Consider the following 22,593-nt stretch of genomic DNA (forward strand, 5'->3'; position numbering starts at 1 on the left):
GCTACCCCCGCCCCATTAGACGTGATAACGGAGCTGACGGTACCCAAGAAGGCCGAATCGGCGTGGGTTCTGGAAGAGCCTATCCCCCCGAAGTCAGCGTACGCCTTCGATACTGCCCGCTCCGTAGGGGGATCACGTAGCGGCTGAGTTGGGATAGCTCCCAGGAGGTGTGCCCGCACAACAACTCGAAGTTCGTGCAGATTACCTGCGAGGAGGCTTTCTGGCCGCGGGCGGGGGTGCACGGGGAGCGGCTGATCGAGCTGATGGGGATGTCGCAGGAGGAGTTCTCGCGCAGGTTCAAGAACTCGCCGGTGAAGCGGACCAAGCGGCGCGGGCTGCTGCGCAACGTGGCGGTGGCGCTGGGGAACTGGGGGTCGCCGGAGGCGGTGCCGGTGCTGGAGGCGGCGCTGGAGGATGAGGAGCCGCTGGTTCGGGGGCATGCAGCGTGGGCGCTGGGCCGGATCGGGACGGCGGCGGCGGTGGATGCGCTGCAGCGAAGGGCGGGGTGCGAAACGGATGAGTGGGTGCTGGAGGAGATACAGCAAGCTGTGGAGGAGGCGCGCACCTGCACGTTTGAACCCGTCGCAAAAGGCAGTGCGACGCTCAGGGGGCACTCGGAGGGAGAGCCGCAAACACTAACCAATTGACGAAGGTTTCTGGGGCCTACACCTTGCCCGCCGTATCAGATCGCGCGGTTTGCCTCCGCGGAGCCACCAATGCAGGGCTCGTCTTAGACCGCGTCCGGGCGCTGAGTAGCTACTCCAGTACCGACGTCGCCGCTGCCTACGACGGTGCTGGCCATCCCGCGCGCACGATCGACGGGAACCCGGGCTTCTGAGCCGGGGCGGTGAACCGGAACCGAAGAGCGGGCTACCGCCCCTCTACCCGAGGCGCGCCGATGGAACCGCCGCAAATCCCGCCGCTCGCCCGAAGTGGCCCCGACATCGAGGTCGCTTGGCGCGGCCCCTCGCTCCTCATCGTCGATACGCAGGGGTGGGCCGGCGGACACCCACTCTCCGGCTACTACTTCCGCCAGGCCCGCTTCCTCCGCTCCCTTCGCTTCGAGCTGAACGGCGAGCCCCCATATCCCTGCTCGCGGGCCGAGCGTGCGCCGAACGAGTTGGAGTTCATGTACATCTACCCGCCGGTCGAGCGCGGCGGTGGCGGCGGGAGCGGATCGGGCGGAGGGGAAGGGAAGCACGGATTGCTCTTCCGCGACATCGACCTCCGCCTCCTCTACCGGGTTCGCCCGGCCTCTCTGGAAGTGGCCTTGTGGATCACCAACCGCTGGCAGGAGGAGGCCGAGCTCAACCTCGGGTGGATCGTCGACGCGGACTACGCGAGCGTCGACGAGGCTCACTTCGGATATCGTGAGGAGACGGCAACCGTCGATGCACTCCCCCGCGGTGGGGATCTGATCTTCCGCTACCGCCATCCTGACCTCCCCTTCGAGACCCACCTCAGCGCGAGCGGAGCGGAGTGGACCGCTTCCAGCGATCGTCTCTCCGCCAGCTTCGTGCTGCGGCGGCAGGTGACGCACACCCTGGGCTTGCGGATCCGTTCGGTGGACCTCGTAGACCCCCTGGGGGATGCCGGCGCGCAGCGGCGCGAGGAGCGGCTCCGGCACTGGCATCGCGGGGTCGCCAGGCTGCACGCGCCGGCCGAGGCGCCGCTGGTCGAGATTACCAACCGTGCACTGACCGACCTCGGCTCTCTCGCGCTGCTCGAGGGCGCGGAGGATGAGTGGCTCGCCCCGGCGGCCGGCGTACCCCTCTACCTGACCTTCTGGGCCAGGGACGCCGTGACCACTGCCTGGCAGGCGGGGATCTTCGACGGCGGTGAGATGCTGACCGATGTGCTCACGTTCCTGGTGCGCCGACAGGGCGAGCGGGTCGACCCCGCCCACGATGAGCAGCCCGGTCGCATCCTCAACCAGGCGAGAACGGATCCCCCCTCGCGGCTGGGGAAGACCCCATTCCGCAGCTACTACGCGGATTTCGCCAGCCCGTTCATGTTCATCATCGGGCTCGGCTACCTCTACGTCCTCACCGGTGACAAGGAGCGCATCCGCGACCACTGGGCGGCGGCTCAGGGCGTTCTCACCTGGGCCCGCGAGTATGGTGATCGCGATGGGGATGGGTATCTGGAATACCTGACCGAAGCCGAGCTGGGGCCGACGCACCAGGGATGGAAGGACAGCGAGAACGCGGTGGTCGATGAGCAAGGACGCCAGGTGGACCCGCCGCTCGCTCCGTGTGAGGTGCAGGGTTACTACCACGCCTCGCTTCAGTACATGGCGGCGCTGTCGGTCGTCCTGGGAGAGCGGAGGCAGGGGCGCGAGCTGTGGCGGCAGGCGAGCGTGCTCAAGAAGCGCTTCAACCAGGATTTCTGGATGGAAAAGGAGGGATGCATCGCCTTCGGGCTCGATGCCCGCAAGCGGCCGATCCGCGCCCTCACCTCGAACGCCGCTCACTGTCTTCCGACCGGGATCGTGGCCGACGAGCACATCCCCCGGCTGGTGGACCGGCTCTTTGCGCCCGACCTCTTTAGCGGGTGGGGGATCCGCACGCTCTCGACCCGCAACCCGGCGTACAATCCGCTCGACTATCACCTCGGCAGCGTGTGGCCGGTCGAGAACGCGAGCATCCTCTTCGGGTTGCGCCGCTACGGCCTGAACGATCGCGCGCTGGAACTGGCGCGTGGGCTGTACGATCTGGCTCGCCTGTGGCCGGGAGGCCGGACCCCGGAATGCGCAGGCGGATACTCCCGTGACGAGCTCGCGCATCCCGGTGTCTATCCGCGCGCGAATCACCCACAGACGTGGAATCAGAGCGTATTTCCGTTGCTCACCCAGTCGTTACTCGGCCTGGTGCCGTTCGCCCCCCTCCAACTCCTGCTGGTGGACCCCATCCTCCCGCCCTGGCTTCCGGAGCTCACCGTGGAGGGGCTGCGCATCGGCGACACGACGGCGACGCTGCGATTCTGGCGCGACGATGACGGTCGATCGCGTTACCGGGTGGTGGAGAAGAGTGGCAAGCTCCGCGTCCTGCGTCAGCCCTGGCTGGAATCCCGGTCGGTGGGCATTCGTGATCGGGTGGGACCCTTGCTGAGGAGCGTCCTACACTGGAAGACGTGATGTGGAGGGCTGCGCCGAGAACGAGGCGCAAGGAATTGGCAGGATGGACGGCGTCCGTTTGAGCTGTGCTGAGAGCGTTCAGCCATTTTCGTCGGGGACGAGAGCGCAGTTCCCCACGTCCGCACAGCCACACGCCAGTCCGGCTCGAACCGCCCGCTTCATCCTCTCCGCCCGCGCGATCCTCTCGTCCAGCTCCCGCAGCTTCGCCTGCGCGAGCGCCTCCCAGCGTTCGCTCAGAGGTGTGTCCGCCCTGAAGCCGTGGATCAGGGTGCGGATCTCGTCCAGCGTGAACCCCGCCAGCTGGGCGAAGCGAATCAGCTCCAGTAGCCGAACAGCCTCCGGGGCGTAGCGTCGCCGTCCATGAACCCGCTCCGGTGGCGGCAGCACGCCCGCCTCCTCGTAGTAGCGAATGGCGGAGGTCCTCAACCCCGCTCTCCGCGCAACCTCGCCGATGCCGAGGGTGTCGGTCCGTCCCCTTGACTTCAAGTCGACTTGAACTGGTAGCGTCATGGCGTCGCAATCGAGTTCACCTGTTCACGAGGATCGTGATCATGACGACGACCGAAACGAGCATGCCCATTCCGCTGGCGTGTGTGCCGGGCGCAATTCCGGAGGCCGAGCGCCCGCTCCACTTTGCCCTGATCCGGAGGTTGTTCGACGAGACGGTCGAGGAGCGTGAGCCGATCCCCAATGGCTATGCCTTCCGGTTTCCGGCGGACGCCCTCGAACCGCTGAGCCGCTTCCTGCTCAACGAGCGGAAGTGCTGCCCGTTCCTCTCCTTTGCGCTCGAAGCCGCGCCGGCTGGTGGCCCGGTGTGGCTGCGGCTCGCGGGTCCGGAAGGAACCCGGGACTTTCTGGATGCCGAGCTCGGGCTCTGAGGAGGAACCCAGGACGCCCGCAGGCCGTTCAGCACCACCAGCAGGCTCGCTCCCATGTCGGCGAGGACGGCCATCCAGAGCGTGGCGTAGCCGAGCAGCCCCAGGAGCACGAACGCCGCCTTGGTGACCAGCGCGAAGGCGATGTTCGCGCGGATGATCCGCTCTGCCCTGCGCGCCAGCCGGATGGTGGTGGAGAGTCTGGAGAGATCGTCGGACATGAGGGCGATGTCGGCGGTCTCCAGGGCCACGTCGGTCCCCGCTGCGCCCATGGCCACGCCCACGTCGGCCGCGGCCAGCGCGGGCGCGTCGTTGACGCCGTCACCCACCATCAGGATCATGCCGTGCTCGCGGCGAAGCTCCCGGACGGCGGCCACCTTGTCGTGCGGAAGGAGCCCGGCCCGGACGCCATCCAGGCCGCGGCCGGGTCGGCCCAGGGCGTCGGCAACGGCCCGCGCCGTGCCCGGGTGGTCGCCGGTGAGCATGACCACCTGCCGGATGCCGGCACGGTGCAGCTCGCGGAGCGCATCGGCGGCCTCAGGGCGGGGCTCGTCGGCGAGCGCGATCACGCCGCGCAGCCGCGGCGGCGTCCTATGACCGACCGGTCGACTCGCCACGAGGACGGCGGTCTGGCCGCGCGTGGACAGCTCGTCCAGCAACCGACGCGCGGGGGCAGGGAGGGCCCCATGTTCTTCGAAGAGCCGGGCACTGCCGGCATAAACCTCCTCGCCGTCCACCTGGGCGCGGACGCCGCGGCCGACGATCGCAGAGGCGTCCCGCGCCGCGCGGAGTGCGATCCCTCTCGATACCGCGTGGCGCAGGATCGCGCGGGCGAGCGGATGCTCGCTCCGCGCCTCGACCGATGCGGCCAGCGCCAGCATGTCGTTGGGGTCCTCCCCGTCCAGGGCAACGACGTCGACGACCGCGGCTTCCCCCCGCGTCAACGTGCCTGTCTTGTCCAGTGCCACGGCGCGCACACGCCCCGCGTTCTCCAGGTGCAGCCCGCCCTTGATCAGGATCCCGCGCCGTGCCGCCCCCGCCAGCGCGGAGACCACCGTCACTGGCGTGGAGATCACGAGTGCGCAGGGGCAAGCGACCACCAGCAGCACCAGCGCGCGGTATCCCCACTCGCCCCAAACCCCGAGCCCGAACAGCGGAGGAAGGATCCCGACCAGCACCGCCCCTCCCACTACCAGGGGCGTGTAGACATGCGCGAAGCGATCCACGAAGGTCTGGCTGGGCGCGCGGGTCGCCTGCGCTTCCTCCACCGAGTGGATGATCCGAGCGAGCGTGGTGTCCGAGGCGAGCCGGGTCGAGCGGATCTCGAGCGCGCCCTCGCCGTTCAGGGTGCCGGCGAAGACTTCGTCCCCGACCCCTTTTCCCACCGGGATCCATTCTCCGGTGATGGGCGCCTGGTTTACACTCGAAGCGCCGGCCACGATCTCGCCGTCCACGGGGATCCTGGCGCCGGGACGCACCAGCACCACTTCACCCGGCCGCACCCGGTCCGGCGGGACCCGCACCTCCTCGCCATCGCGGATCACCACGGCCTGCGCGGGGGCCAGCTCCATCAGGCGCCGGATGGCGTTGCGCGCGCGGCCCATGGAGCGAGCTTCGAGGAGCTGCGCCACGGCGAAGAGGAACATCAGCGACCCGCCCTCCTCGTAGGCGCCGATTACCAGCGCGCCAACCGCGGCCACGGACATGAGGAAGTTCATGTCCAGGGCACCCTGCCGGAGCGCCTGCCAGCCGCGCGGGAAAACTCTCCACCCGCCCGTGAGTACCGCGGCCAGCGCCAGCACGGGCACCGCCCACTCGGTCGCTGGCCAGTAGCCGGTCAGAAGGGCAAGGCCCCAGAACAGCCCGGAGAGAACCACGAGCGTCAGGGTGCCCTGGCGCGCCCACCACCGTTCCCCGGCTTCCGATGAGGTCGCGCCCGCCGACTCCTCCCCCGCCGGCGCCTCCTCCTCCGCGCGATAGCCGAGGCGCTGAACCGCCTCGACCAGGTCGCCACGCTGGATCTGGTCTGCTACGTGGCGCACCGTGACCCGCTCGCCGACGAGATCCGTGCGCACGTCCTCCACGCCCGCGAGCGCTAGTAGCGCCTTCTCCACCTTCAGCGCGCAGCTCGAGCAATCCATTCCGCCGACGCTGATCGTGCTGGTCAGGACCGCCGCTCGGTCTCCGCCGGACTGCGGAACGGAATTCCGGGACAGGCCGCTCACGACCCTGTGCATCGAACGATTCGCGGGCCTCGACGTGGCTGGAGACAGCGCCCGCCGTGGAAGGGAACCCCAGACGGCGCGGAGGACTTCGCAGAGGTTCCGGACCATCCTCCGTCCAGGTCGACTTGCGCCCTTGACGGACCACCTCAGATCGCTCTGCGACTCCCTTGACCGCAGCGAGGCGCACAAAGTATCATCTGACGCTGATATATCATGCATCAGCATACGCTGATACGCAATGGCCCCTCCGTCCAGGCATATGCTCACCACCGAGTTCGCCCGGTCACTCGCCCTCAAAGCCAAGCTCTTCCGCGGGTTCTCCGACCCCTCCCGGCTGGCGATCGTGGAGTCTTTGCGGGTGGAACCGCGGAGCGTGACCGAGATCGTGGAGATCACCGGCCTCTCCCAGCCGAATGCCTCCAATCACCTGGCTTGTCTGCTGGACTGCGGGTTGGTGACGCGCGAGCAACGGGGGCGCTTCGCCTTCTACAGGTTGGCGGACGAGCGGGTCGGTGCGCTGCTCACGGTGGCGGACGAGATCCTCAGCGACGTCGCGCACGGCGTGTACGTCTGCCCCCGATACGAGTCGCCGGGTGAGGATGCGGCTTGAGGTTGCATGGGAAAGAGCCTTCGGAAATCGGGACCTATCGCAAGAAGCCGTTTCAGGATTGGGTCTGAAAGAAGCCCTTTCCCTCGGAGAGGCTAGAGTAAAGATCCCCGCCGGACCTCGAGCCCGCGCGGGGATCAGATTTCATCATATTCGTTTGCGCCTTCCACGAGGTAGACGCACAATCGTGCCCTCGCTCGCGCAGTTGGATGGAAACCGAGCGATCTGCGCGAACGGCGGGAGCGAGCAATGCAGCCGCTCTCGAACAGCAGCATAGACGCGGACTTTTTGGACTTTCTGGTGAGAGGAGCGAGCGATGCAGGAAGAACGGGTGCTCATCGTGGGCGGTGGCATGGCTGGACTCTCACTGGCAAATGCACTGAGCCAGCGCGGCCTGTCCGCCGAGGTAGTCGAACGCGCTGATGGCCCGGATAGCCGGGGCGCCGGGCAGTACCTGGTGGGTCTGGCCACGCGAGCTCTCGGTGCGTTGGGGGTCGCCGACGCCGCGCGGGAGCTCGGCCAGGTGATCCGCACGCAGACGTTCCTCGACTCCGGGGGCGCTCCGCTCGCGGAGATCGACGTGGAGAGCTACTGGGCTGGTTGCGGCTTCTGCCTGGGGATCGAGCACGCCCGGCTGCACCGCCTGTTGCTCGAGCGAGTCCCCGCGGGCGCGGTGCGCTTCGGCGTGTCGGTTCAGGCGCTCCATCAGGAGAACGACCGGGTTCTGGTGAATTTCACGGACGGGACTGAGGGCTCCTATAGCCTGGTCATTGGCGCGGACGGCATCCGGTCGGTCGTGCGCTCGCTCGCGCTCGGCGGGGCGGAGCCGCGCTTCCGCGGACAGGTGGGGTGGCGCTTTCTGGCCCCCTGTCCGCCGGAGATCGTCGGGTGGACGGTGTTCCTCGGGCGCTCGGGCGCGTTCCTCCTGGTGCCGATCGGCGGTGGCCGTGCTTACTGCTATGCGGACCAGATGGTCGCTCAAGCGGACGCCGACCCGGTGGAGGGACGGGTGGAACGGTTGCGTGAGCTATTCAGCGAGTATCCTTCGCCGGTGCCGGAAGTTCTCGCCGGTCTCGATCCTTCCGAGCAGATCCACCGCGCGGCCATCGAAGAAGTGGTACTGGATGCCTGGGGGCGGGGGAGGGTGCTGCTCATAGGCGACGCCGCGCACGCCATGTCGCCCAACATGGCCTGCGGATGCGCGATGGCGCTCGAGGACGGCCTCGTGCTGGCCGACCAGATCGAGCACACCGGGATTCACGTCGGCATCGCTGCCGCCTTCCACCACCGACGTGCCCCGCGCGTGGATTGGTTGCGCAAGCAGACGAACCAGCGCGACCGGGTGCGAAGCCTCCCGCCCGCGATCCGCAACGCCCTGCTGCGGCGTCTGGCCGAACGAACCTATCGGGCGAACTACCAGCCGCTATTGGCCATTCCCTAGGCTCTGGTCTGCGGAATCATCGCCGCCGACGCCGCTCGCCTCCCTGTCATGCTGAGCGTCAGCGAAGCATCGCGCGGGGTGAGGGTGCCTGCGGGTGATTCCTGGCATGGCGCGGGCGCTCAACGTGACAGGGGTGGGTTCGAGCGACGCGTTCCCCAGGGCGGATGGTCACGCGCTTGAATCCCCCGCCTCCGCCTCTCCCGTCCCAGGTGGGATCATCATCACAGCCAGGAGCGCGAGGACGGCGTAGGTTGCCATCACCAGGAAGAGCGGGCCGTAGCCCCCGAGCAAGTCGAACAGCATGCCGTTGAGCGGATCACCGACGGCGCCGCCCAGTCCCATGCACAGCAGGTAGAGCGAAGCCAGAACACCACGCAGCGAGGGGGGTACGGGCTCCACGAAGAGCGGGTAGGCGTTCACGGTGGGGAAGGTCCAGGCGGCTGAAGCGAGCAGCAGTAGCGGCATTGCCTGTCCGATCTGCGTCACCCGGTCCAGCGCGGCCAGGCACGCGGCGAGGAGCGCGAAGCCGAAGAGGATCGACATCCTCCGACCGACGCGGATACCGAAGAACCCGGCCGGAAGTGCGCCGAGCACTCCGCCGACCGCCCAGGCAATGAAGCCCAGCGTGGCCTCCTCCGGCGTAATCCGAAGCGCTCCGTGGCGTGCAGGGCGAACCAGGTGGTGAAGGTCTGGAAGGTGAGCTGGAGGAGCAGCACGGCCAGGAAGATGGCGCGCATGCTCGAGACGGCGCCCCGCAGCGTCGCCCACGTTGCCCGAGCAAGGGAAGCGAAGGAGACCTCGGCGCCGGACGTGCCCCCGGTTGGCTCTCGCACGCCGACGCGCAGCGCCACAGCGATTGCGAGGATCGTCACTCCGGCCGTCACGAATGCCGGGGTCATGCCCAGGAGCCGGCCGAGCATGAGGAAAGCGATTGCGCCGACGCACATCTGGAAGGCCACCGACGCCGTTGCCAGGGAGCGATCGCGGGAGGGGACCGCGTCGGCGATCAGTGCCTGGAAGGGAGATCGCTGCAGGTTGATCCCGGTGTAGAGCAGCACCAGAGCGGCGATCAGGACGGCGAGCCCCACGCTCGCGGAGGCCGGGAGCAGCGCCATGCCGAGGGAGGCGAGCACCATCCCTCCCAAGCTGGAACGATGTCGCTTGCCGAGCGGGGGCGCAAGCGGAACCGTCGCTGCCTGATTTTCAGCAGCGGAGAGCGATTCGAGCATCGGACGGCGATCCACCGGCTCAGAAAGGCTCGATCGCCCGAAAGAGGTAGGTTCATCGCGCTCTGGAAGGCAGCTCATTGCCGCAGGAAGGCGCCACATGTCGCCTGCCGGCAATCACCTCGCCGCCGCGCAATGGGCTTTGAGTCAGTCAACGAGAGGCGGCGCGGGCGCAATTTTGCTATCATTAGGGCACACCGGTTCTCCGCGATGTGCCACTCACCGATCAGGAAGCGGAAATGCCCAGCTATCGTTCACGCACTACGACCCATGGCCGGAACATGGCCGGCGCCCGTGCGCTCTGGCGCGCGACGGGAATGAAGGACGATGACTTCGGGAAGCCGATCATCGCCATCGCGAACTCCTTCACGCAGTTCGTGCCCGGCCACGTCCACCTCAAGGACGTGGGTCAGATGGTGGCGGAAGAGATCGCGCGGGCGGGTGGCGTCGCGAAGGAGTTCAACACGATCGCGGTCGACGACGGCATCGCCATGGGCCACTCCGGGATGCTCTACTCCCTCCCGTCGCGGGAGCTCATCGCGGACGCCGTCGAATACATGGTCAACGCGCACTGCGCAGACGCGCTGGTGTGCATCTCCAACTGCGACAAGATCACCCCGGGCATGCTGATGGCCGCCCTGCGACTGAACATTCCGGTGGTCTTTGTGTCCGGTGGTCCGATGGAGGCGGGCAAAACGCGGCTGGCCTCCGGCGACGTGAAACTGGACCTGATCGACGCGATGATCCAGGCGGCCGACTCCAGCGTCAGCGACGAAGACCTGGCCGAGATCGAGCGCTCGGCATGCCCGACCTGCGGATCGTGCTCGGGCATGTTCACGGCCAACTCGATGAACTGCCTGACCGAGGCGCTGGGGCTCTCCCTGCCGGGCAACGGCTCGCTGCTGGCCACGCACGTCGCCCGTAAGGAGCTCTTCCTGGAGGCGGCCCGGCTGATCGTGGGCCTGGCGCGCCGGTACTACGAGCAGGACGACGGTTCGGTCCTGCCCCGCTCGATCGCCACGCGAGATGCTTTCGAGAACGCGATGTCGCTGGACATCGCCATGGGTGGATCAACCAACACCGTGCTCCACCTGCTCGCCGCGGCACAGGAGGCCGAGGTCGATTTCACCATGGCCGACATCGATCGCCTCTCCCGCCGCGTGCCGAACCTCTGCAAGGTCGCACCGGCCACCAACCGGTACCACATGGAGGACGTCCATCGCGCCGGCGGCGTGATGGCGATCCTTGGTGAGCTGGACCGCGCCGGCCTGATCCATCGCGATGTCCGCACCGTGCACACGCCGACAATGGGCCAGGCACTCGACGACTGGGACGTGGCGCGCCCGACCGCGCTCGGAGATGCGCTGCAGCGCTACCTCGCCGGCCCCGGGGGAATTCGGACGCAGCAGGCGTTCAGCCAGCAGTCCTACTGGCCGGCGCTCGACCTAGACCGGGCAAACGGATGCATCCGCGACGTGGAGCACGCCTACTCGCCCGACGGTGGGCTGGCGGTGCTGTTCGGCAACCTCGCTCCCAAGGGCTGCATCGTGAAGACCGCTGGCGTTGCGGAGGAGAATCTCGTCTTCCAGGGCACCGCTCGCATCACCGAGAGCCAGGAGGAGGCGGTCGACGCGATCCTATCCGGTCGGATTCAGGCTGGGGACGTGGTGATCGTACGCTACGAGGGCCCCAAGGGAGGTCCGGGCATGCAGGAGATGTTGTATCCGACCAGCTACATCAAGTCGGTGGGGCTGGGTAAGTCCTGTGCTCTCATCACCGACGGGCGCTTCTCCGGCGGAACCAGCGGCCTCAGCATCGGCCACGTGAGCCCGGAAGCCGCCGAAGGCGGCAACATCGCCCTGGTGGAGGAGGGGGACGTCATCGAGATCGACATCCCGCGACGCACGATCCACATCGCCATCTCCGATGCCGAGCTGGCCGAGCGCCGCGAGCGTATGCTGGAGCGCGGGGCGGATGCGTGGAAGCCGGCGAACCGGCAACGGCAGGTGTCGGCGGCGCTCAGAGCCTACGCGGCGCTGACCACCAGCGCGGATCGCGGAGCCGTGCGCGACCTGTCCCAGCTGGAGCAACGGGAGCCGGTCGGCGCGCCCGGCGAGCCTCAGTTCGCGGTCTGATCCGAGGCTGGTCCGGACGTGGGGGCGGCTGGCGACCGCAGGGGCGCCGGCCGCCTCTACTTGTTGGTATCGCGGACAATCGCCGAAATAGGCCCAGCCGCTGCAGGCTGTTCCGAAGCGCGACCATTCGCCCAGGGCATCAGCGGCGCTTCAGGGAAGCCGCCAGGCGGGTTTCAGGAGAGCTTCGGGAAGGGCTCAGCTCCCGCACGCAGCGGCCTTCTCACCCGCCAGACCGAGGGTGCTGAGGAGCTCCTCCACCGCCGCGCGCCCCGCCCGATTCGCTCCGATGGTCGACGCGGAGGGACCGTAGCCGACCAGGTGGATCCGTGGATCCTTGGCCACCTGGGTAGCGAGTCGTCCGGTCATCACGATCCCGCCATTCGGTTCGCGCAGCATCAGCGGCGCCAGGTGGTCCAGGGAACTGCGGAAACCCGTGCACCAGAGGATCACGTCGGCCTTCAGCTCCGTGCCGTCCGGCCAACGAACGCCGTCCTCGGTGATCTCGCTGAACATCGGCAGCCGCTCCAGGACGCCCCGTGCCCGCATCGCTTCGATCGCCGGGGTTAGTGGGATTCCGGTGGCGGAAACCACCGAACCGGGTGGGAGCCCCCGACGCACGCGATCTTCCACCAGCGCCACTGCCTGACGCCCCAACTCTTCATCGAAGGGAACATCGAGGAACTTCGGTGGGCGTCGGGTGACCCAGGTCGTGCGGGTGACCCGCGAGATCTCGTCGAGGAGCTGGATTGCGGAGATCCCCGCGCCCACGACGATCACGTGCTGGCCTTCGAACTCCTCTGGTGTGCGGTAGTCCCGCGTGTGTAGCCGGCGGCCTCGGAACTTCTCCGCTCCAGGAATTTCGGGGATGTTCGGGCTCTCCCAGGTGCCGGTGGCGTTGATGATCCCCCGGGCGGAGAACTCGATCCGGTCGGTCTCCAACCGGAAGCGGCCGTCACGCTCACATACCACCCGCACCGTCACCGGGCGGTAGACGGGTAGCTCGAACCTCTTCTCGTACTCGGCAAAGTAGCGCGGTACCGCGACGCTGGCCTGGACATCGAGTGCGCCGTCTTCCACCACCTCGGAGAAGCGCATCCCCGGAAGATCGTGGATCCGGTTGACGGTGCTCAGCGTCAGCGAGGGCCAGCGGTACTGCCAGGCACCGCCCGGCTCCGGGGACGAGTCGAGCACCTCGTACTCCCGGTGCGGCTTCAGGCCACGCCTCTTCAAGTGATACGCCGCGGAGAGGCCCGCCTGTCCCGCTCCGATCACGACGATCTCGGTTTTAAGGGCGACGCCCGAAGTGGTGCTGCGTGGCGAGGGGGACATGCAAGACCTCAGTAAACCTTCGCGGTTCGTCGCGAGGCGCTATTGTGGGCGCCTGTCCGCTCGCGGTGCATGCCGCCGCAGGATCGGCAGGAGCTCGCGCACGACTTCCGGGTGAGACGCGGCCACGTTGCGCGTCTCCAGCGGATCGACCGCGTGATCGTACAGCTCGACCCGCGGTTCCCCGTCGACATACTCGGTAATCCGGAAGCGGTCGGTCCGCAGGGTGGTTCGTCCCTGAGAGTAGCCATAGGCGAGACCGTCGCTTCGGAACGCCGGATCGCTGAAGGCCTTCGCGAAGCTCTGCCCGTCCAGTCCTTCGGGTGTGCTCAGCCCGCACAACTCCGCCAGGGTGGGGTAGAGGTCCACCGCTTCGACGATGGCGTCCGTGGACCGACCGGGATCGATCATTCCCGGGACGCGCATGATCAGCGGGCTGTGCAGCGAGCGCTCGAAGGTGGTGTGCTTGCCCCAGATGGTGTGATCCCCCAGGTGCCAGCCGTGATCGCCCCAGACGATGACGATGGTGTTGTCCCGTAGCGCCAGGCGATCGAGCTCGGCGAGCACCCGCCCCACCTGCGCGTCGACGTAGCTGACGGAGGCGAGGTACGCGTGGCGGAGGGTCCGGGCATAGTCATCCGAGATGCGGACGCCCGCGCCTCCTCGCTGCGGGTGTGAATCGTAGTTGCGGAAGAGCTCGTTGCTGTCGTGCAGGCTACGGCGGTTCACCCCAACCGGAGCTTCGGGGTTGGGGGAGATGGGGATGGCGGAGGGGTCATACATCTCCCAGTAGCGCCGCGGGGCGACGAAGGGGAGGTGGGGCTTGAAGAAGCCGACCGCGAGGAAGAAAGGCTCCTCCGCGGCGGCCAGCTCGCCCAGCTTGCGGACGGCAGCTTCGGCGGTCATCCCGTCCGGTAGCGCGTCGTCCGCGACCTCGGCGACCTCGAAGGCCGGACGTCCCGTCTTGCGAACATTGCGACTGCTGCCGTCGCCGTAGCCGAAGAAGGCATTCCAGGCGCTCCCCCATCGCCCTATCGGCCCCTCCATCTCGTCCCAGCTGAAAGGCATCTCCAGCCGGCCGTCACCCGAGCCGTCGTAAGCGCGGACACGCCCGTCGGGGTAGTGGCTGATCTTCCCGATCCCCACCGTCCGGTACCCCGCCCGCCTGAAGTGATGGACCAGCGATTCCGGCCGGTCGCCCTCTTCGCGCGGAAGCAGCTCGACGAACGCCTCGTTGCTCAGGTGAGCGGGCGTCCTCGGCCGCCTTCCGGTGAGCAGTGCGTAGCGCGAGGCTCCGCAGGTGGGTACCTGCACGTACTGGCGCAGGAAGACCAGCCCTTCGGCAGCGAGGCGATCGAGGTTGGGGGAGCGTACGAGCGAATCCCCGTAGCTGCCCAGCTGCGGCCGCAGGTCGTCGATGGTGATCAGCAGCACGTTCATGCGCTGCCGAGCCGCGGACGGGCCCTCCTGGGCTCCGGACGTCTGCTGCTGAGCCTCGGCTATTCCCGGGATGCAGAGGGCCGCCAGGATGGGGGTGAGGAGGAGGCGAAGACGGAGCATGGCTGGGTGCGTGCGAGCGGACACCGGCGTCGAGTAGCCGTAGAGTCGAGCACCGATAGAATAGAGAAGCGGGGCCTTGGGGCCAACCCGTGCCATGTCGGGCTGTAGAGGCGCCCGGCGTCTGCACCTCATCGCGGCTGCGCGCGCCAGCGGTCCATATACTCGGCGGCGAGAAGTCCGGGCGTCGGCGGACACCCAGAGAAGAGAGGAGGCCGTCCCAACCAGAGCGATCGCACTCCTTTGCTTGCCAGCCAGCGGAGGACGATATTCCCTCGACGCAACCGTCGTTGCCGTCGCTCACTCCCTGTCTCAGATCAGACCCGATGACCTATCAGTTCCGGCTGCCGCGGTCCGGCAGCCTCATGGTCGCCGCGCTCCTCCTGGCCGGCACTCCCGCGGCGGCGCAGCACGGTGCACCGCCACCCCTGGCGCACGCGGTGCCGCTCGACGGCCCGATCACCCTCGACGGACGGCTCGACGAGGAGATCTGGAGGACGGCCACGCCCATCACGGAGTTCACCCAGCTCGATCCGAACGAGGGCGAACGGGTCAGCGAGCGCACGGAGGTCTACATCGCTTTCGACCGGGAAGCGATCTACGTCGCCGCGCGTCTGCAGGATAGCGGACCGGTGTCACGGCGGCTGGCGCGGCGAGACGCCGCCGTCAACGACTCCGACTGGTTCAGCGTGGCCTTCGACAGCTACCACGACCATCTGACCGCCTACCGCTTCTGGGTCAACCCCGACGGCGTGCGTCGCGATGAGATGCTGACCAGCGGGGGAAGCCGGAGCGCAACCACGACGAGCAGTACCGGGAGCGCCGGTACCGGCAGCTCCTTCCTGGAGCGCGGCGGGCAGCCCGACGCGAGCTGGGAGCCGGTGTGGGCGGCAGCTACCGAGGTGAGCGACTCAGGCTGGACGGCCGAGCTGCGCATCCCCTTCAGCCAGCTACGTTTCGGTCGGGAGGAGGTGCAGACCTGGGGGCTGCAGCTGGAGCGTCGCATCGCCCGTAAGCAGGAGCAGGCCTTCTTCGCTCACACGCCCAAGAACCAGCCGGCCGGCGTGGCGCTCTTCGGGCACCTCGAAGGCGTGCGCGTGGCCTCGGGTAGCCGTCCCCTCGAGGTCGCGCCCTACGCTCTGGGTCGCGTGATGCGTCGGCCGGCCTCCCTCGCCTCCGACCAGAGCGTCGATTTCGTCAACCCGTTCTCAGACCGCTCCGAAGCCACTCTGGGCATGGGAGCGGACATCAAGTACCGGGTGACGTCGAACTTCACGCTCGATGCGGCTTTGAATCCCGATTTCGGGCAGGTGGAGCTCGACCCCGCGGTGGTCAACCTCACAGCTTTCGAGACGCGGTTCGACGAGAAGCGCCCCTTCTTCGTGGAGGGCGCCGAGATCATGCGTTTCGGTACCTCCGTGCTGGGCAACCCCGAGGGCGGACCGCCGCAGCTCGTGTATTCCCGCCGGATCGGGAGGGCGCCGCAACTCGACGTTCCAGGCAGCGCCGTCTACTGGGACGGCCCGGAGACGACTACCATCCTGGGTGCAGCCAAGCTGACCGGACGCACCTCCAACGGTTGGTCGGTCGGGGTCCTCGAAGCCGTGACCGAGCACGAGAAGGCGTTGTTCGTCGACGCGGACGGGACGCGTCAGGAAGCGGTGGTGGAGCCCCTGGCTAACTACCTGGCGGGAAGGGTTCGCCGCGACCTCGACGGCGGCCGCACCACCATCGGAGTGCTGGCCACCGCGGTGAACCGCCGTCTGGATGAGCGGACCGAGGCCACCTTCCTACGCTCCTCGGCCTACACAGGCGGGATCGACTTCCGTACCGAGAGCACGGATCGCGTCTGGTCGATCTTCGGCTCGATTTCGGGCAGCCATATCCGTGGAACGCCCGAGGCGATCGGCGCGGCCCAGCGGGCCAGCGCCCGGTACTTCCAGCGCCCGGACGCCGATCACCTCGAGTTCGATCCGGAGGCAACATCGCTTTCCGGCTATCGGGTGCAGGTCGACGCGGGGAAGCGGGCGGGCACCTGGATCTGGAATGTCGCGCTGACCGCGACCAGCCCGGGGTACGAGATCAACGACATCGGCTTCCAGCTGAACTCCGACCGGATCCTCGTCGACCCCAACATCACCTACGAGCAGAACCGGCCGGGAAGGTTTTTCCGTCGGTGGAGCCTGCGATTCGGCCCCGACTTCGATTTCAACTATGGCGGGAACCTGATCCGCGCCATCTCCATGCTCACCTTCCAGTCGCAATTGCACAATTACTGGAACGGGAGCCTGCGACTCCACTACATCGCTCCGGTGATGAGCGACCGCCTGACGCGCGGTGGCCCGCTGGCGCGCCTCCCGGGCGGATTTCTGGCGGGTGCTACGTTGGGGACCGATCCGCGCAAGCCGTACGTGCTGGACGCCGGCCTCACCTACACCCGCGATTCGGCCGACATGTACGAGACGGAGGCCAGCCTGGGTCTGCGCGTCAAGCCCGCCGAGAACTGGGACATCCAGGTGGGGCCGAACCTGAACGTCACCCACCTGCCGGCACAGTACGTCACCACGGTGGTGGATCCGACGGCGGAGCGCACCTTCGGCAGCCGCTACGTCTTCGCGGGACTGGACCAGACCACGCTGGGGATCGAGACGCGCCTGAACGTGACCTTCACGCCCACGCTCTCGCTGGAGATGTACGCGCAGCCCTTCTTCTCCAGCAACGACTTCGGCGCGCTGAAGGAGCTGCGGGCGCCGCGCACCTTCGACTTCCTGGTGTACGGCCAGGACACCGGCACGGCCGAGCCAGAGGATGGGGCGCGAACGGTGGTGGACCCGGATGGCCCGGGGCCGGCCCCGAGCTTCGTGGTCGACGACCGCGACTTCAACCTCAACTCGCTGCGCGGCAACGCGGTGCTCCGCTGGGAGTGGCGCCAGGGCAGCACACTCTTCCTGGTCTGGCAGCAGGACCGCGCTGGTCGCCTGGGCGCCCTCGACGGCAAGCGCCTGAGCCGCCGCGTCGGCGACTTCGACGTGCGTACGAGCATCGACGACCTGTTCGGTACGCGGCCCACCAACGTGCTCGTACTCAAGGTCAGCTACTGGCTCAATCCGTAAGCGGGAGGGGGATTACGAATTACGAATTACGAATTACGAACGACAACCCGACCCCTGTCATCCTGAAGCGGAGTCACGCAGAGGCGGAGTTGAGTATCACGAGCTCACGCCGTGCCTGCCCGCGATCCTTCGCTGTCACTCAGGACGCAACCATGCAATTCAAAATTCAAAATTTGTAATTCGTAATTCGTAATTCGTAATTTCTAATTTTTAATTCCTAGTTATCGAGCGCTCCGCAGGGGCGGCAGGATCGCCATCAGCCGCTCGCGCCGCGGCTCCAGCCACGGCGGCAGCTTGAGCTGGCTCCCTAGCTCCGCGGGTGATTCATCGAAGGTGAAGCCCGGCGGGTCGGTAGCGATCTCGAAGAGCACGCCACCCGGCTCCCGGAAGTAGATGGATCTGAAGTACTGCCGGTCGAGCACGGGCGTCACGTCCAACCCGGCCTCCACCAGCACCTCTCTCCAGAGGACCTGGTCGTTGTCCGATCGTACCCGCCAGGCGATGTGGTGCACGGCGCCGATCCCCATGCGCCCCGGTTCACCCTCGGGCTGGCAGTGCAGGTCGATCAGGGCTGCCTCGTCACCTTCTCCCACCTGAAAGCGGAAGCGCGTGCCCTCCCGCCCGATGCTGCGGAAGCCCAAGGGTCCTTCCAGCAGCGCGGCTGTCCGCTCATAGCCGTCGCTGCACAGGGTAGCCCCGGCGAAGCCCCGGATCGCGTGCTCGACGGGTATCGGTCCCTCGGGCCAGGGCGCGGGCGTCGCCCCACCCGCTCGGGCGACGAGCTCCAGTGGCAGTCCGTCGGGGTCGCGCAGCGCGAGCACCTGCTCGTCGAAGCGGGCATGCGGCCCCTCGAAGTCGACGGCCGCGGAGGCAAGCCGATCGATCCAGTAGTCGAGAGAGTCTCGCGGAATGTGGAAGGGCGTGGCGGTGATCTGGCCGGCGCCCTGACGTGCGCGGGCGGTCACCCCCGGGGGAAGGATCCAGGCGAAGAAGGTCATAATTGTCCCGGGGGAGCCCAGGGCGTCGCCATAATAGAGGTGATAGGTGCCCGGGTCGTCGAAGTTGACCGTCTTCTTCACCAGCCGCAGACCCAGAACCCCCGAGTAGAAGTCCACATTCCGTTGCGGATCGCCGCAGATGGCGGTGATGTGATGGATGCCTGCAATCGGAGCCGGTGCAGACTCGGCCATGCTGCCTCCTGGTATTCGTGGTGGGAGCACATGCGCACTGTACGCACCGCGCTGCACAGGTCATTCCGGGTCGCGCGTAGCGCCCACTTCATCGTTCTTGCACGCGCAACCGCGTCTCATGCGCGCCGCCAGAGGGACCAGGGATGAAGTCAGATGAAGTAGACGAGATGTCCTGGTGGTCGGAGCGTCCCTGGGCGGTGTGGACGCGCTGTCGCGACGGGCTGCGGGCGGTGGGGGCCTGCGGGCGCTCTGCGCGAGGTCGAGGGCGAGGGCACGGTCCGCTATCGTTGTCGCGTCGGCCACGCCTTCTCGCCCCAGGTGCTTGCCGCTGCCGCCGTTGCTGCGGGCGCGGACCGGGAAGGAGGGAGTGAGAGCCTGGTGCGTCGGGTGTGCGACCGGAGAGGAGGCGTATTCGCTCGCGATCGTCCTGCTGGAGGCGACCATGCGCCTCGAGCCAGCCCCCCAGATCCAGGTATTCGCCTCCGATCTGCACGAGAGATCCATCGAGCGGGCCCGCCAGGGCTTCTATCCTGGTGACATCGAGGCGGAGGTGAGTCCGGAGCGACTGCGACGCTTCTTCGTCCGCGAGGACGGCGGCTACCGCGTACGGAAGGAGGTGCGCGAACGGGTGACCTTCGCCCCGCATGATCTCCTGACCGATCCGCCCTTCTCGCGCCTCGACCTGATCAGTTGCCGGAACCTCCTCATCTACCTCCAGCGCGACGCTCAGCGTGACGTCCTCGAGCTGTTTCACTGCGCCCTGCGTCCCGAGGGGCTGCTCGTCTTCGGTAGTTCCGAGTCCGTGGAGGGCTCGGACCTCTTCCGATCCGAGAGCAAGCGGCACTGCATCTACCCAAAGCGGAATGTCGGCGCCGCGAGCGACGAGCGCCGGCCGTGGTACCTGACCGGAGTACGGCCCTACCGGAGCTCGTCCGACCGCATCGAGGGCGTGGTGATCACCTTTGTCGACATCACCTCCCGAAAGCAGGCAGAGGAGGCGCTGCGGGAGAGCGAGGAGCGCTTCCGGCTCTTCGGTGAGGCCTCGACCAACGTGATCTGGATGCGCAGCGCCGACACATCGGGCTGGGCGTACGTGTGGAGACGACGCTCTACCGGGTGGTGCAGGAAGCGCTCACCAACGTGGCGAAGCACGCCGACGCGACGAGCGTGAGCGTCGTTCTCGAGAAACGCGATCGCCACGTGCAGGCCATCGTCGAGGACAACGGCGCGCGCTTCGACGTCGAGCTGACGCTGGCCTCGCCGGAGAAGGCGAAGCGGCTGGGCCTGCGCGGCATGCGTGAGCGGGTGGCCCTGCTCGGAGGGGAGCTGGAGATCGAGTCGTCCCCGGGGCAGGGGACCACTCTGTACATTCGCCTTCCCGCTACCGGATCGAAGGAATGAGGGTGGTAACGGTGGTGTTGGCAGACGATCACAAGCTGGTGCGCGAGGGGCTCCGGGCGCTGGTGGATGGCTGTACGGGCCTCTCGGTGGTCGGGTAGGCAGCAACGGCCTGGAGGCGGTGGCTCGCGTCAGGGAGCGCAAGCCGGACGTGGTGGTGATGGAACTTCCCATGTCGGGGATGGACGGAGCCACCGCCACCGATTGGATCCGTCGCGGCGGGGCTGGGTTGCGGCGCGGCCCTTGCACAGAGAGATCAACTGAGAGGCACGTGCTTGAGCGAGTTGCCTCAGGCGGGTAGATTCAGGCCGCACTGAAGGGGAGTAGCCACGCGGGAGAGACATCCCGCGATGCCGGATCGTCAAGACTGCGTCCGCGGGCGCACGGTTCGGCAGATCTGATCAGATCGGGCGAGACCTTCGCATGGACCGAGCTGGCTCGGTACGCGCGGGGGCTCGCCCTTCTTGCGTTGAGTCCCGGGCGCGACGAACCAGACGCCAAAGGAATACTTCGTGGACGAGCTCTGGCTGTGGGTGGCGTTCAACGCCTTCGTGCTGGCGATGCTGGCGCTGGACCTGTTCGTGTTTCACCGCCACGCCCACGAGGTGAGAACCCGGGAAGCGGCTGGCTGGACGGCCTTCTGGGTGGCCCTCGCTCTGATCTTCAACTATGGGGTTTACCGCTTCATGGGAGCGGAGGTAGGGCTGGAGTTCCTCACCGGCTACCTCATCGAGAAGGCGCTCTCCGTCGACAACATCTTCGTCTTCGTCCTCATCTTCAGCTACTTCAACGTCCCGCTGAAGTACCAGCATCGCGTCCTCTTCTGGGGGATCCTGGGGGCGCTGGTGATGCGGGGGACGATGATCGGAGCGGGCGCGGCGCTGATCCACCGCTTCCACTGGATCATCTACATCTTCGGGGCCTTCCTGGTGATCACGGGCGTGCGGATGGCCCTGCAGCGGGATCACGCGGTGGAGCCGGAGAGCAACCCCGTACTACGCCTCGTGCGACGCTTCCTACCGATCACCCGGGTCTACCACGGCCAGAGCTTCTTCGTGCGGGAACGGGTCGGAGGGCGGTTGCGGCGGGTGGCGACGCCGCTCTTCGTCGTCCTCCTGCTGGTGGAGACGACTGATCTGATCTTCGCGGTGGACTCCATCCCGGCGGTGTTCGCCATCACCACCGATCCCTTCATCGTCTACACCAGCAACGTCTTCGCCATCCTGGGGTTGAGGGCCCTCTACTTTCTGCTGGCCGGGGTCATCCACCGCTTCCACTACCTGCAGTTGGGGCTGGCCGTGGTGCTCGGGTTCGTGGGGACGAAGATGCTGCTGGTCGACGTGTTCCCGGTGCCGATCGGCATCTCGCTTGGCGTGATCGCGACGGTGCTCTCGATCTCGGTGGTGGCCTCGCTGATGTTCCCGCGCGGTCCGCACGAGTCGGCGCCGGTGCACGGCGATCCCCTGGATTCGCCTCGAGGACCGAAGCCGGGCGCCAGCGCGTCGGTGGATTCACCTCCGGAGGCGGAACCGGTGGCCGCGCCGGTCGAGGTAGTGGACAAAGGCGGGGACGAACCGGCATAGGGTTGGTGGCCGGAAGACCTCTCAAGGGGCACGGACGGCTCCGCCTCCGACGCCTGCGCAGGTCTCTGAGCGGCCTCCGGTGCCGTAGACGAGCACGGTTGACAGCGCGACCAGGCTGTCGAAGCGGATCGGCACGGAGGAGACTGCCCGCCCGATCCCCGTGGTGTCGGCGCTCACTTCCACCAGTTGGTGCAGCGCCGGTCCGGGACGATCGCACCTACCGAGCTGAAGGGCGCCCACGTAGTTCCTCTGGGAGACCCCGCCGGTGAGGGTGACCGTCACCAGGGTCTGCCGCCCCTCGGGTCGCAGGCGCGCCGTGCCGGCAAGGATGTAGCCAGGGAAGGACCTGAAGGAAGTCTCCAGCTCGGCGGCCAGAGTAGAAGCTCCGGGCGAGGCGGGAGGCTTCGCACTGGGTACGGTCGCCGGCAGGGCCACTGCCGGAGAGATCGAGGTGCCCGAATCGTCCGCCGAGGTGGCGACGCGGTCCGCCGCGGGGGTGAAGTCCGAGGCGATCCGGTTCTGCTCGCCGCACCCCGCCAGCGCCGCGGCGATCGCCAGGCAGAAGACACTCGAAAGCGTGTGCACGCGAACTCTGCCTTATTCTAGGAATTACGAATTACGAATTACGATCGTTCAATTCTGAATTCTGAATTTTGAATTAGCTTCGCCGACCCTACACCCTCAGGATGATAGGATGTAATTCGTAATTCGTAGTTCCGACGCTCCCGGGCTTTCGCCCCCCCCCGAGCAGCGTCGGGCATCCGATCCTGCGCAAGGTGGG

Annotated in this window: 17 protein-coding genes; 9 read left to right on the forward strand and 8 right to left on the reverse strand. The window is 67.4% G+C overall.

Translation table 11 applies throughout. From position 1 onward, the window contains the following. Positions 1 to 194 precede the first annotated feature (194 nt). On the forward strand, positions 195 to 647 hold the full coding sequence (locus tag VF167_08245) for a HEAT repeat domain-containing protein (GenBank protein ID HEX6925406.1): 453 nt from the start codon (positions 195 to 197) through the stop codon (positions 645 to 647). 251 nt (positions 648 to 898) lie between these two features. Continuing rightward, positions 899 to 3,136 (forward strand): glycogen debranching N-terminal domain-containing protein, encoded by a 2,238-nt coding sequence (locus tag VF167_08250; protein ID HEX6925407.1) that lies wholly within the window; start codon positions 899 to 901, stop codon positions 3,134 to 3,136. Positions 3,137 to 3,214: 78 nt separating this feature from the next. On the opposite strand, the gene VF167_08255 is transcribed toward VF167_08250, so the two are convergent. Both VF167_08255 and VF167_08260 read right to left on the reverse strand, forming a co-directional pair. Continuing rightward, positions 3,215 to 3,646 (reverse strand): MerR family transcriptional regulator, encoded by a 432-nt coding sequence (locus tag VF167_08255; GenBank protein ID HEX6925408.1) that lies wholly within the window; start codon positions 3,644 to 3,646, stop codon positions 3,215 to 3,217. A gap of 184 nt (positions 3,647 to 3,830) precedes the next feature. After that, positions 3,831 to 6,248 carry a cation-translocating P-type ATPase gene (locus VF167_08260; protein ID HEX6925409.1) on the reverse strand — a complete coding sequence of 806 codons (2,418 nt, stop codon included), beginning with the start codon at positions 6,246 to 6,248 and terminating at the stop codon, positions 3,831 to 3,833. Positions 6,249 to 6,474: 226 nt separating this feature from the next. Between VF167_08260 and VF167_08265 the strand changes: the two genes are divergently transcribed. Then, complete coding sequence (locus VF167_08265; protein HEX6925410.1) at positions 6,475 to 6,846, forward strand: metalloregulator ArsR/SmtB family transcription factor; 372 nt, start codon at positions 6,475 to 6,477, stop codon at positions 6,844 to 6,846. A gap of 313 nt (positions 6,847 to 7,159) precedes the next feature. After that, positions 7,160 to 8,284, forward strand: a complete 1,125-nt coding sequence (locus tag VF167_08270) for an FAD-dependent monooxygenase (protein ID HEX6925411.1) — start codon at positions 7,160 to 7,162, stop codon at positions 8,282 to 8,284. 168 nt (positions 8,285 to 8,452) lie between these two features. On the opposite strand, the gene VF167_08275 is transcribed toward VF167_08270, so the two are convergent. Both VF167_08275 and VF167_08280 read right to left on the reverse strand, forming a co-directional pair. Next, the gene (locus tag VF167_08275) at positions 8,453 to 8,878 is read right to left on the reverse strand and encodes an MFS transporter (GenBank protein ID HEX6925412.1); all 426 of its coding nucleotides are present in this window, start codon (positions 8,876 to 8,878) and stop codon (positions 8,453 to 8,455) included. Next, on the reverse strand, positions 8,767 to 9,528 hold the full coding sequence (locus VF167_08280) for an MFS transporter (GenBank protein ID HEX6925413.1): 762 nt from the start codon (positions 9,526 to 9,528) through the stop codon (positions 8,767 to 8,769). Before VF167_08280 ends, VF167_08275 begins: the two co-directional genes overlap by 112 nt. Positions 9,529 to 9,749: 221 nt before the next feature. Here VF167_08280 and ilvD point away from each other — a divergent pair, with 221 nt between their 5' ends. Further along, a complete protein-coding gene (gene ilvD / locus VF167_08285) occupies positions 9,750 to 11,645 on the forward strand; it encodes a dihydroxy-acid dehydratase (protein HEX6925414.1) in 1,896 nt (631 codons plus the stop codon). 195 nt (positions 11,646 to 11,840) lie between these two features. Here ilvD and VF167_08290 read toward each other — a convergent pair whose 3' ends face one another. Further along, positions 11,841 to 12,974 carry an NAD(P)-binding domain-containing protein gene (locus VF167_08290; GenBank protein HEX6925415.1) on the reverse strand — a complete coding sequence of 378 codons (1,134 nt, stop codon included), beginning with the start codon at positions 12,972 to 12,974 and terminating at the stop codon, positions 11,841 to 11,843. 39 nt (positions 12,975 to 13,013) lie between these two features. After that, entirely contained in the window at positions 13,014 to 14,531 is a 1,518-nt protein-coding gene (locus VF167_08295; GenBank protein HEX6925416.1) for a sulfatase, read from the reverse strand. Positions 14,532 to 14,854: 323 nt separating this feature from the next. Here VF167_08295 and VF167_08300 point away from each other — a divergent pair, with 323 nt between their 5' ends. Continuing rightward, positions 14,855 to 17,641: a DUF5916 domain-containing protein gene (locus VF167_08300; GenBank protein ID HEX6925417.1), complete on the forward strand. Its 2,787-nt coding sequence runs from the start codon at positions 14,855 to 14,857 to the stop codon at positions 17,639 to 17,641. A 221-nt stretch (positions 17,642 to 17,862) separates the two neighbouring features. Here the strand turns inward: VF167_08300 and VF167_08305 are convergent, their stop codons facing one another. Then, the gene (locus tag VF167_08305; protein HEX6925418.1) at positions 17,863 to 18,831 is read right to left on the reverse strand and encodes a ring-cleaving dioxygenase; all 969 of its coding nucleotides are present in this window, start codon (positions 18,829 to 18,831) and stop codon (positions 17,863 to 17,865) included. 199 nt (positions 18,832 to 19,030) lie between these two features. On the opposite strand from VF167_08305, the gene VF167_08310 reads away from it, so the two are divergent. The 3 genes from VF167_08310 to VF167_08320 all read left to right on the forward strand — a co-directional run bounded on the left by VF167_08310 (position 19,031) and on the right by VF167_08320 (position 21,812). Then, on the forward strand, positions 19,031 to 20,002 hold the full coding sequence (locus VF167_08310; GenBank protein HEX6925419.1) for a CheR family methyltransferase: 972 nt from the start codon (positions 19,031 to 19,033) through the stop codon (positions 20,000 to 20,002). Beyond that, positions 19,972 to 20,232: an ATP-binding protein gene (locus VF167_08315; protein ID HEX6925420.1), complete on the forward strand. Its 261-nt coding sequence runs from the start codon at positions 19,972 to 19,974 to the stop codon at positions 20,230 to 20,232. Before VF167_08310 ends, VF167_08315 begins: the two co-directional genes overlap by 31 nt. Before the next feature lie 509 nt (positions 20,233 to 20,741). Then, positions 20,742 to 21,812 carry a TerC family protein gene (locus tag VF167_08320; GenBank protein HEX6925421.1) on the forward strand — a complete coding sequence of 357 codons (1,071 nt, stop codon included), beginning with the start codon at positions 20,742 to 20,744 and terminating at the stop codon, positions 21,810 to 21,812. Between the two features lie 21 nt (positions 21,813 to 21,833). Here VF167_08320 and VF167_08325 read toward each other — a convergent pair whose 3' ends face one another. Next, complete coding sequence (locus VF167_08325) at positions 21,834 to 22,397, reverse strand: hypothetical protein (GenBank protein HEX6925422.1); 564 nt, start codon at positions 22,395 to 22,397, stop codon at positions 21,834 to 21,836. Between the last annotated feature and the right edge of the window lie 196 nt (positions 22,398 to 22,593).

This window comes from Longimicrobiaceae bacterium (assembly GCA_036375715.1).
Classification (GTDB): Bacteria; Gemmatimonadota; Gemmatimonadetes; order Longimicrobiales; family Longimicrobiaceae; genus DASVBS01.